Here is a 10,145-nt window from a genome sequence, read left to right as displayed (position 1 = left end):
ACTAATGAACCGAGAGTCTTAACCTTACAACTCGGAGTTGTTTTGGTTTACGCAGAAGTTATTGCTAGATGAGGAAATCATCGAAAAGAGAATAGAGATAGAAAAAACAGTTTGTTCCGAATTGAGTGATTGTTGTTGATATGAGATAATGGACAGCGATAAAGAAAGAGAGTACAGGATATGTCTGGCGGTAATAGCGCGGTGGTCCCACCTGACCCCATGCCGAACTCAGAAGTGAAACGCCGTAGTGCCGATGGTAGTGTGGGTATTACCCATGTGAGAGTAGGGTGCCGCCAGACTTTTAAATATAGAGAGAGCCCAGCAGTAGTGCTGGGCTTTTTTGCTATTTATAGAAAATTATTGAATAGCATGTTACCGATTGTTTATATTAATTCTGTTACTATAATAAATATTTAATAAATGAATACCTTAATAGCTTTTAATAAACCATTTAATGTTACGACTCAATTTTCGCCACACGAAAAGTATCAGACATTAAAAAATTTTATAAACTTACCTAGGTTTTATCCTGCAGGTCGGTTAGATACTGATAGTGAAGGGCTATTATTGTTAACTAATGACGGTAAATTACAAGCTAAAATTAGCTCACCAAAATTTAAATTACCAAAAACCTACTGGGTGCAAGTTGAAGGACTTATCAATCAACAGGCTATAGATAAACTAAGAAAAGGTATACAGTTAAAAGAATTTTATACTGCACCAGCTACAGTAACCTTTCTTGACGAACCAACACAATTATGGGAAAGGGTTCCTTCCATTAGAGAACGTAAAACAATACCTACATCTTGGATTAGTATTACCATTTCTGAAGGCAAAAATCGACAAGTTAGACGAATGTGTGCTGCAGTTGGTTTTCCTTGTTTAAGACTGGTTAGAGTACAGATCGGTAAATACAATTTATTTGATCATCAGTTATTGTTAGGTGAATGGCGATATATCACAACTCAAAATCTTTATATCTAAAAAGCATTACTCATTTTTTATAAATAACTTGTAAATACCCCAAACTTAGTACACAACTCACGTAGAAAATCATGCTGCCTGTTTTAGTGTTTTATATTCAATCGGTGTCATGTTATTTAATGCCTCATGCGGTCTTTCGGTATTATAAATCGTTAACCATTCTTCGGTTATTCTCCTTGCTTGTGCTAAGTTGTTAAAAAGATATAGATCGAGTACTTCAGTACGATAGGTACGATTAAATCGTTCAATATAGCCATTTTGATAAGGGCTACCGGGCTGGATATAATCAATGGTTATATCATGTGATTTAGCCCAGTTTATAAAGGTTTTTCCGGTAAATTCTGGCCCATTATCGACCCGTATTTTTAATGGATACCCATGATATTCGGCCAGTTTATCTAAGTAACGGGTAATCCTTCCTGCTGGTAAGCTTACTGCAATATCAATACCTAACGCCTCACGATTAAAGTCATTTATCACATTGAATGTCCTAGCGACGCTGATTACGACTACTGTCACTCATAAACATTCACCTTGTTTATTGGGTGCTGATAGCCTTTCTGGGTTTCGTGGAGGAATGCGCTGTTTACGCTTTATCCTGAGATTAAGCTTTAATTCACAATACACCCGATACACCCGTTTATGATTCCATTTATAGCCGAGCTTTCTGATACGATTAAAACATTTAGTTTAGTGGGGTAGTTACAAACTTATTATTCTTTTTATCATTGCGCAAAAAGATTTGGTAAAGAAACAAGACAGTCTTTTTTAGAATACATTGGGCTTTATTTTAAAATGAGATAAAATGATCTTAGAAATGATCATGGGATAAATTATTTATGGTTGAACAAAAAAAAGAAGGTTTTTTCTCTCGTTTAAAAAAAGGTCTTTTCAAGACTAAACAAAATATTGGTTCTGGTTTTCTCAGTTTATTTAAAGGGAAAAGGATCGATGATGCTTTATTTGAAGAATTAGAAGAGCAGTTACTTATTGCCGATGTGGGTTTTGACACAACACAAAAAATTATTGATACCTTAACTAAACAAGCATCAAGAAAAGAACTAAAAGATGCTGACGCATTACATGGTCTTTTAAAACAAGAAATGAAATCTATTTTAGATGGAGTAGACAAGCCCCTTGATATAGAAAGTCATAAGCCATTTGTAATATTGATGGTTGGTGTTAATGGTGTTGGAAAAACAACAACGATTGGTAAATTGGCTCGTCAATTTCAACAACAAGGCAAATCGGTTATGCTTGCGGCGGGTGATACCTTTCGGGCAGCGGCTGTTGAACAATTACAAGTCTGGGGAGAACGGAATAACATCCCGGTTATTGCACAACATACCAATGCAGATTCTGCTTCTGTCATATATGATGCAATACAAGCAGCAAAAGCAAAAAAGATAGATATATTAATAGCTGATACCGCAGGACGCTTACAAAACAAATCTCACTTAATGGATGAGCTAAAAAAAATAGTACGCGTAATTAAGAAACACGATGAAACAGCCCCGCATGAAATTATGTTAACTATTGATGCTGGTACTGGCCAAAATGCAATTAGCCAAACCAAGCTATTTAATGAAGCTGTTGGTGTCACAGGGATGACCTTAACTAAATTAGATGGTACTGCAAAAGGAGGAATTATCTTTAGCATTGCCGATCAGTTTAATATTCCTATTCGTTATATTGGTGTCGGGGAAAAAATTGAAGATCTAAGGCCTTTTGTTGCTGATGATTTTATCAATGCTCTTTTTGATGAAACAGATGAATAGAGATCAATCATGATTCAATTTCAGCGTGTAAGTAAAGTGTATTCCGGTGGAAAACCTGCACTACAAAATATTAGCTTCACTTTATTAACTGGTGAAATGGCTTTTTTAACTGGACACTCTGGTGCAGGTAAAAGTACGCTAATGAGATTAATCTGTGGTTTAGAGAGAGCGAATGATGGCAAAGTACTGTTAAATGGCGTTGATGTTTCAAGTTTAAGACGCCAAGAAATGCCATTTTTACGTCGCACAATTGGTATGATTTTTCAAGATCACCAATTACTGATGGATCACACTGTTTATGATAACGTGGCTATTCCATTAATCATTTTAGGCAAACCGGCTGAAGAAATTAAAAGAAGAGTTTCCGCTTCACTGGATAAAGTTGGATTACTCAATAAAATGAAATTTTATCCGATACAGCTATCAGGTGGTGAACAGCAACGAGTGGGTATTGCTCGTGCTATTGTTAATCGCCCGAGTGTTTTGCTTGCTGATGAACCGACAGGTAATTTAGATGACAAACTTTCAAAAGATATCTTAAAGCTTTTTGAGGAATTTAATCAAGCTGGTGTAACGGTTCTGATGGCAACGCATAATATGGGACTTATACGACGCAAACACCATCGGATACTGCATTTAACTCAAGGGCATTTAGAGGTTAAAAATTAATGACTTTTGCTAATATTAAACCTACTAAATCGAAGAATAAAGACGAAAATAGCTTTTTTCCTCGTTGGAAAAGACAAATCGGTTATGCTTGGCGCAACACGTTTAATGACTTTTCTCAGCATATTATTGCCTCACTACTGACCATTTTTGTTATTGCCATTTCAATTACTTTACCAACTATCAGCTATTTACTTTGGAAAAACGCCAATCAAACAGCACAGCAATGGAACCCAACGCCTAATTTAACTGTTTATATAAATAAAGCGCTAACATCAGAACAAACGACTGAATTGGTCACTAAACTTAAATCTTATCATGAAGTCGATCGTGTCAAATATCTTTCTCGAGATGAAACAAAAGAAGAATTTCAAACATGGTCTGGGTTTAGTAATGCACTAGATTTACTAGACGAAAATCCATTACCTGCAGTAGCAATTGTTATACCAAAAGACGAAGCAAAAAAGACAGTTATATTGCATCAATTGCAAACGGAATTACTTACTATTGATGGTATTGATGATGTAAAATTAGATGATAGTTGGTTTACTCGTTTAACTGCGTTAACTAATATGGTTAAATCTATCGTATGGATTATTTCTATATTTATGATTATAGCTGTATCCCTCGTGATAGGTAACAGCATCCGTTTAAATATATTCTCTAGAAAACAAACTATCATCGTTATGCAATTAATTGGAGCAACAGAAGGATTTATTTTGCGTCCTTTTCTTTATAGTGGGATTTTTATTGGCTTAATTAGTGCTATTATATCGTTACTGTTATCGGAAATATTTATTTATCAAATAGAGTCAATTATATTGAAAGTTTCAGATGCTTTTGGAACAATAATTCATATTGAAGGACTATTATGGGATGAGAGTTTATTGATTATACTTATAACCATTAGTATTGGATGGCTTTCATCATTGATTGCGACTAAAAAATATTTAAAAATGGCGCAAATTGTCTAGTTATTTTAGCTAAAATAATGAACTAATTTATAATTTATTGGTCTAATCTTTAATAAACGGTAGTTTAACGTTTTATTGTTGCATACTTAATGCAGCAAAATTTATTATTTAAAGGGGGAATTAAATGAGTACTGATTTAAAAATGCAAGTAGGTGCTTTAATCCCACAAGGAAATATAGAATCATACCTTCGCATGATTAACACCTACCCAATGTTAACTGCAGAAGAAGAAAAATCATTAGGTGAAAAACTCTATTATCATGATGATGTAGATGCTGCTCGCCAGTTAATTTTATCTCATTTACGATTTGTGGCGCATATTGCCCGTGGTTATTCAGGTTATGGCTTACCACAAGCAGACTTAATTCAAGAAGGTAATATTGGCTTGATGAAAGCGGTACGTCGATTTAATCCTGAAATGGGCGTTCGTTTGGTCTCATTTGCTGTGCACTGGATAAAAGCTGAAATCCACGAATACGTATTAAAAAATTGGCGTATTGTTAAAGTTGCAACAACAAAAGCGCAAAGAAAGTTATTTTTTAATCTAAGAAAGACTAAACAACGTTTAGGTTGGTTTAGTAGTGCTGAAGTGGATATGGTTGCTGATGAATTAGGTGTAAGCCGTAAAGACGTACTTGAAATGGAATCACGCATGTCTGCACAAGACATGTCGTTTGATATTGACAGCGACGACGATGACAATTCAATTGTGGCACCGGCACTATACTTAGAAGATGGTAACTCTGATTTTTCCAAATCAATTGAAAATGACAATTGGGAAAATGATGCGACAGATAAACTACATGACGCACTATCAAAACTAGACGAACGTAGCCAAGATATTATTAAGGCTCGTTGGTTAGATTCTGATGATAGCAAATCAACACTACAAGTCTTGGCTGATAAATATAGTGTTTCAGCGGAGCGTATTCGCCAGCTTGAAAAAAATGCAATGAAAAAATTAAGAGTTGCTATTGAAGCATAATTTTTTCATTTATAATTTTTAATTACTGTTAACTTCCTAAACCTTACTTTTAAAAAAGTAAGGTTTTTTCACAACTCAAGCAGATGAAACAATAAAAACTTATCGTTTTATTTTAATTTTTTATTGTTTAGTAAACTCCCCAATGCTATACTGTGTTCACTTTTTATAAAACGAAAGGATCTAAAAATGAACACAGATATGACTAAAACACATTCTCGATTGAATCAATATTGTCGATTTATGACATTATTAACATTGATTCCAATTCTAATTTTGTTAATTAGCGCAGTGTCTCCACTCTTATATTATTTTTTTGATATACCAAATCTTGGACTTGAATTCGCAGGGTTTTCTTTCTTCACTAGTGGGGGAGATTATGTTGATCCTAAATCCTTAGCAGGATGGCAAGCGGCTATCGCAACATTAATGGATACTTCATTAATACTTCTTTTAGTTTATGCGTTTTATCAACTTAGACTACTGTTTATCAATTACAGTCAATCCGAATATTTCTCAGTAAAATCAGCCAACCATTGTTACATCTTTGGCAAATTGCTTGTTTGTTGGGTGGTTATAAGTTTTTTATCTGAACCTTTATTAACAACGATCTTAACTTATAATCAAGAGGAATCAGCACGTTACTTTTCTATTTCTTTTTCTAGTGATGAAATTATAACGTTATTTCTTGCGATTAGTATTATGCTCATTGGTCAAATACTAAAAAAGGCCTGCCAACTAGCTGAAGAAAATAAACAATTTATTTAAAAGGAGTCATCTGTGCCAATTATAATAAATTTAGACGTAATGCTTGCTAAACGTAAAGTTAAATCAAAAGATCTAGCGGTAGCAGTTGGTATTACAGAACAAAATTTATCATTACTTAAGCAAGGTAAAGTAAAAGGATTTAGACTAGCAACACTCGAAGCAATCTGCAAACATCTAGATTGCCAACCAGGTGATATACTAGAATATACCAACGAAGAATAACTTATTAACTTATTGCAAGTAATGCTGCCTCTTGCGCGTGAATTAAGGCTGTATCAAAAAAAGGTATATTACGATCGGATTGAGAGATTAATAACCCAATTTCCGTGCAGCCTAAAATAACATCTTCTGCGCCATTTTTAACGAGTTTATCAACAATATTAAGATAGGCTTGCTTAGAATCAGGCTGAATAATACCTTTGCAAAGTTCATCATAAATGATCTCATTAATAATATTTCTGTCTTGAGATTCAGGAATAAGCACATTTAAATTTTTATCGATCAGTTAAGATTTATAAAAGTCCTGCTCCATTGTATATTTAGTCCCTAACAAAGCGACCGATTTAATATTTTGTGCGAGTAAATGTTTAGCTGTCACATCGGCAATATGAATAATCGGAATATTAATTGCTTTTTGGATTTGATCTGCAACTTTATGCATAGTATTGGTACAAATAACAATAAAATCTGCACCAGCAAGTTCCGCTCTTTTAGCAGCATCAATTAAAATTTCTGCACTTTTATGCCACTCATTATTGGCCTGACAACTTTCAATTTCTTGAAAATCAACGCTATATAAAACCGTTTTAGCTGAATGCAATCCACCTAATGATTTAGCAATAGTTTGATTAATAACTTGATAATAAGTTGTTGTGCTTTCCTAACTCATACCACCGATTAAACCAATTGTTTTCATTTTCATATACCTATATAAAATTTATTTATTTTTGTTAACTTGTTTCATTATCAACAATAAACATTGATAAGTAAATTCACTACAGGATTATTGATATTGATAATCAACAATTTTAACTGTTTTTTTGCTAAATAACTGAATATATATGTTATAAAGTCTATATAGAAAATAATGTAGTTATAAATACAGCCTTTAAGGTAACAAACTCAAATGAAGAAAAGAAAAACACAGTTATGGCTTGCATTGATTATTTATTTCATACTTTCCTTGCCCTGCTTTGCCGCTCCTAAAGTGATTCATGTTTTGGTGGCGCTTTGTGATAACAAATATCAAAAGATAGCACCTGTTCCAAAGGCGATAGGTAACGGTCAAGATCCCAAAAACAACCTTTATTGGGGGGCGGCTTATGGCTTTAAAACCTATTTTGCTAAACAAAAAGAGTGGCAAGTTGTACAAATTAATCGACCAAGATCAGGAAAAATATTAGAAGAAATAATTTACAAACACCAAGACAAAGATGTCTATCTAATTGCACAGGCGTATAATGGCAAAAATATTAACGACACTGTTGATGATTTTATTGATTATTCAGCAGGCAAAAAGGCAAAAGCGTTTAAATTAGATAATAAAACAGTGATAGCGGGGGGAAGTGCAGATCTGGTTATCTATATTGGCCATGATTCACTAATGGAATGGTCATGGAAAAAATATTTACCCGATAGCTGGCGTTGGGAAACATTATCAAAAGAGCAACAAGAAAAACAAAAATCACGTTATGCGGCAGTATTTGCTTGCAAAAGCCAACAATACTTTACGCCACCACTATCGCGCCTAGGTATTACTCCGCTTATTTTGACTTTGCACCGTATGGCGCCCGAAGCGTATAGTGTACATGCAATGATTAACAGTTGGTTAAATGGTGAATCCAAGGCAGATATTCGATTAAAAGTGGCAAGCGCCTACAGCCAATATCAAAAACTAAGCAAGCCTGCTTTGCATATTTTTACCACCGAATACAGCCAATAATTGGCTAATATTTTGTTTTCAATAACCTTAGATAAATTGTAAAGGTGTAATGAATTATGACAATACCAAAAATAGTTATTCTAACCGGTGCGGGTATTTCGGCCGAATCGGGTTTATCAACCTTTCGTGCCCAAAATGGATTATGGGAAGGTTATGATGTTAATGATGTAGCAACTTACGAAGGCTATATACGCAACCCAACAGCGGTACATGATTTTTATAATATGTTGCGCCGTAAATTACAAAATCCAAGCGTAAAACCGAACGCAGCCCACTTTGCGCTAGCTGAATTAGAACAGAAATTAGGCACTGATAACGTCTTAATTGTGACACAAAATGTGGATAACTTACACGAACAAGCCGGATCTAAAAACATTATTCACATGCATGGTGAATTATTAAAAGTGCGTAATGAAAAAACAGGACAGATAATTGATTGCTTTAACGATGTGAATTATCAGCAAAACAAACTCATTCGCCCACATATAGTCTGGTTTGGTGAAATCCCCCTACAAATGGAACAAATTTATGATGCGCTTTCGCAAGTAGATTACTTTATATCCATTGGCACATCCGGCAATGTCTATCCTGCTGCTGGATTTGTACAAATGGCTAATCAAGCTGGCGCAAAATCGATTGAACTTAATTTAGAACCCAGCTTAGGTGAAAGCCTGTTTCAAACCAAAATTTACGGACCAGCAAGTAAAATTGTTCCTGAATTTATTAAAAAATTTATCTAAAACAAATTGCTACTTTAGTTGTTTAAGATAATCTTTATTGCCTAAATTACTCATTTGGGCATGAATCCACTTGGCTCGTTTTTTCACGCGTTCATTTGGTGTAATTGGGCTCCAGCGCCTAGGATTAGGTAATACTGCTGCAAGTAAACTTGCTTGCTGTGAAGTTAAATGATCAGCACTTACATTAAAATAATACTGAGAAGCCGCTTCAATGCCAAAAATACCTTCTCCCCATTCTGCACAGTTTAAATAGACCTCAAGGATACGCTCTTTTGACCAAAAAAGTTCTATCCATAATGTAAACCAAGACTCCATTCCTTTGCGAACCCAACTACGAGTTGGCCATAAAAAGATATTTTTAGCAACTTGCTGAGTAATTGTGCTAGCACCTTTAATCTTTTTGCTATTTTGATTATGATCTAGCGCTAGGCGGATAGCGTTAAAATCAAATCCCCAGTGCGCAGGAAAATTTTGATCTTCTGAAGCGATTACCGCAATTTTTATATTATCTGAAATTTCGTCCAAGTCTTTCCAGATTCGTTGCTGTGGTGTATTCCAATGCATTATCTTACGTTCTATCATTAGCATAGAACCGAAAGGTGGATTCATCCAACTCATTACTAAGGTCGAAAAGATAGATAATAGCACAAATCCAATTATCGCTTTTTTAATTATGTTTAAAAATTTTCTGAATAAAGGTTTCATGCTGATTTAAATAAAATAACGTAAAAAATTAGCAAATAAGATACGATATATTAACGTTTTAATAAATAACTTTTTATAAACTCAACAATCTGAATTGGCTGATTAATATCAAATCTTGGCACATTCGTATCTAAAGGCTCATCACTAGCAATAGCCAAAGTAAAATCATCGATAAAAAACGGTTTTTTAACGGCGCTTCGATGACAAATAATTTTAGGGATTTGCTCATCTTTAAAGCCCTCAACTAAAATAACATCAACATCAGAAAATTGATTAATTAAAGCCTGCAAATCGGCAGGTTTATTGGCTGTTTCACAAATTAAAGCGTAACGGTTATCACAAGCCACAATTGTCTGTAATGCTCCAGCTTTACGCAATTTATAGCTATCTTTACCAGGAATATCAAATTCAACATCGTGATGTGCATGTTTTAAAGTCGCCACCTTAAAACCTTGCTCAACAAGTAGCGGAATAACCTTTGCCAACAAGGTTGTTTTACCGCTATTACTGTAGCCACAAATAGCGAGCGTTTTTTTTATATTCATTATTTCTTGGGTCAAAATGGTTATAATCAATTTAAACCTAATATACACTATTTTCAATGTT

Annotated in this window: 11 protein-coding genes, 1 rRNA gene and 2 pseudogenes; 10 read left to right on the top strand and 4 right to left on the bottom strand. The window is 34.3% G+C overall.

The features are described 5' to 3' along the window. The first annotated feature begins 183 nt into the window (after positions 1-183). Positions 184-299: ribosomal RNA gene (gene rrf, locus A9G31_RS08690) — 5S ribosomal RNA — on the top strand. 121 nt (positions 300-420) lie between these two features. Next, positions 421-984 (top strand): pseudouridine synthase, encoded by a 564-nt coding sequence (locus A9G31_RS08685; RefSeq protein ID WP_065561299.1) that lies wholly within the window; start codon positions 421-423, stop codon positions 982-984. A 69-nt stretch (positions 985-1,053) separates the two neighbouring features. Here A9G31_RS08685 and A9G31_RS08680 read toward each other — a convergent pair whose 3' ends face one another. Next, positions 1,054-1,503: an integrase core domain-containing protein gene (locus A9G31_RS08680; RefSeq protein WP_081299394.1), complete on the bottom strand. Its 450-nt coding sequence runs from the start codon at positions 1,501-1,503 to the stop codon at positions 1,054-1,056. Positions 1,504-1,838: 335 nt separating this feature from the next. Here A9G31_RS08680 and ftsY point away from each other — a divergent pair. The 6 genes and pseudogenes from ftsY to A9G31_RS08650 form a co-directional block, all read left to right on the top strand. Further along, positions 1,839-2,762: pseudogene (gene ftsY / locus A9G31_RS08675) on the top strand (signal recognition particle-docking protein FtsY); the annotation flags it as partial. Positions 2,763-2,771: 9 nt separating this feature from the next. Then, positions 2,772-3,431, top strand: a complete 660-nt coding sequence (ftsE, locus tag A9G31_RS08670) for a cell division ATP-binding protein FtsE (protein ID WP_065561298.1) — start codon at positions 2,772-2,774, stop codon at positions 3,429-3,431. Then, entirely contained in the window at positions 3,431-4,402 is a 972-nt protein-coding gene (gene ftsX / locus A9G31_RS08665) for a permease-like cell division protein FtsX (protein ID WP_065561297.1), read from the top strand. Before ftsE ends, ftsX begins: the two co-directional genes overlap by 1 nt. A 124-nt stretch (positions 4,403-4,526) precedes the next feature. Next, the gene (gene rpoH / locus A9G31_RS08660; protein WP_065561296.1) at positions 4,527-5,387 is read left to right on the top strand and encodes an RNA polymerase sigma factor RpoH; all 861 of its coding nucleotides are present in this window, start codon (positions 4,527-4,529) and stop codon (positions 5,385-5,387) included. Between the two features lie 186 nt (positions 5,388-5,573). Further along, complete coding sequence (locus A9G31_RS08655; RefSeq protein WP_065561295.1) at positions 5,574-6,152, top strand: DUF2975 domain-containing protein; 579 nt, start codon at positions 5,574-5,576, stop codon at positions 6,150-6,152. Positions 6,153-6,164: 12 nt separating this feature from the next. Continuing rightward, complete coding sequence (locus tag A9G31_RS08650) at positions 6,165-6,374, top strand: helix-turn-helix domain-containing protein (protein ID WP_034910784.1); 210 nt, start codon at positions 6,165-6,167, stop codon at positions 6,372-6,374. 4 nt (positions 6,375-6,378) lie between these two features. Here A9G31_RS08650 and A9G31_RS08645 read toward each other — a convergent pair. Continuing rightward, positions 6,379-7,068 (bottom strand): annotated as a pseudogene (locus A9G31_RS08645) (aspartate/glutamate racemase family protein). A gap of 210 nt (positions 7,069-7,278) precedes the next feature. On the opposite strand from A9G31_RS08645, the gene A9G31_RS08640 reads away from it, so the two are divergent. Both A9G31_RS08640 and cobB read left to right on the top strand, forming a co-directional pair. Continuing rightward, positions 7,279-8,094 carry a hypothetical protein gene (locus A9G31_RS08640; RefSeq protein WP_065561294.1) on the top strand — a complete coding sequence of 272 codons (816 nt, stop codon included), beginning with the start codon at positions 7,279-7,281 and terminating at the stop codon, positions 8,092-8,094. 56 nt (positions 8,095-8,150) lie between these two features. Further along, positions 8,151-8,834 (top strand): Sir2 family NAD+-dependent deacetylase, encoded by a 684-nt coding sequence (cobB, locus tag A9G31_RS08635; RefSeq protein WP_065561293.1) that lies wholly within the window; start codon positions 8,151-8,153, stop codon positions 8,832-8,834. Positions 8,835-8,843: 9 nt separating this feature from the next. On the opposite strand, the gene mtgA is transcribed toward cobB, so the two are convergent. Both mtgA and mobB read right to left on the bottom strand, forming a co-directional pair. Beyond that, a complete protein-coding gene (gene mtgA / locus A9G31_RS08630; RefSeq protein WP_065561292.1) occupies positions 8,844-9,539 on the bottom strand; it encodes a monofunctional biosynthetic peptidoglycan transglycosylase in 696 nt (231 codons plus the stop codon). A gap of 50 nt (positions 9,540-9,589) precedes the next feature. Beyond that, the gene (gene mobB, locus A9G31_RS08625) at positions 9,590-10,084 is read right to left on the bottom strand and encodes a molybdopterin-guanine dinucleotide biosynthesis protein B (RefSeq protein ID WP_065561291.1); all 495 of its coding nucleotides are present in this window, start codon (positions 10,082-10,084) and stop codon (positions 9,590-9,592) included. Positions 10,085-10,145 lie beyond the last annotated feature (61 nt).

It is taken from the genome of Gilliamella sp. Gris1-4 (assembly GCF_001690335.1).
GTDB lineage: Bacteria > Pseudomonadota > Gammaproteobacteria > Enterobacterales > Orbaceae > Gilliamella > Gilliamella apicola_P.
The sequence above is the reverse complement of the archived record's forward strand: the minus strand, read 5'-3'. Positions and strand labels throughout refer to the sequence as shown.

Coding starts and splice junctions, on each gene's coding strand:
- A9G31_RS08685 (WP_065561299.1), top strand. CDS start 421: ATGAATACCTTAATAGCTTTTAATAAACCATTTAATGTTACGACTCAA.
- ftsE (WP_065561298.1), top strand. CDS start 2,772: ATGATTCAATTTCAGCGTGTAAGTAAAGTGTATTCCGGTGGAAAACCT.
- ftsX (WP_065561297.1), top strand. CDS start 3,431: ATGACTTTTGCTAATATTAAACCTACTAAATCGAAGAATAAAGACGAA.
- rpoH (WP_065561296.1), top strand. CDS start 4,527: ATGAGTACTGATTTAAAAATGCAAGTAGGTGCTTTAATCCCACAAGGA.
- A9G31_RS08655 (WP_065561295.1), top strand. CDS start 5,574: ATGAACACAGATATGACTAAAACACATTCTCGATTGAATCAATATTGT.
- A9G31_RS08640 (WP_065561294.1), top strand. CDS start 7,279: ATGAAGAAAAGAAAAACACAGTTATGGCTTGCATTGATTATTTATTTC.
- cobB (WP_065561293.1), top strand. CDS start 8,151: ATGACAATACCAAAAATAGTTATTCTAACCGGTGCGGGTATTTCGGCC.
- mtgA (WP_065561292.1), bottom strand. CDS start 9,539: ATGAAACCTTTATTCAGAAAATTTTTAAACATAATTAAAAAAGCGATA.
- mobB (WP_065561291.1), bottom strand. CDS start 10,084: ATGAATATAAAAAAAACGCTCGCTATTTGTGGCTACAGTAATAGCGGT.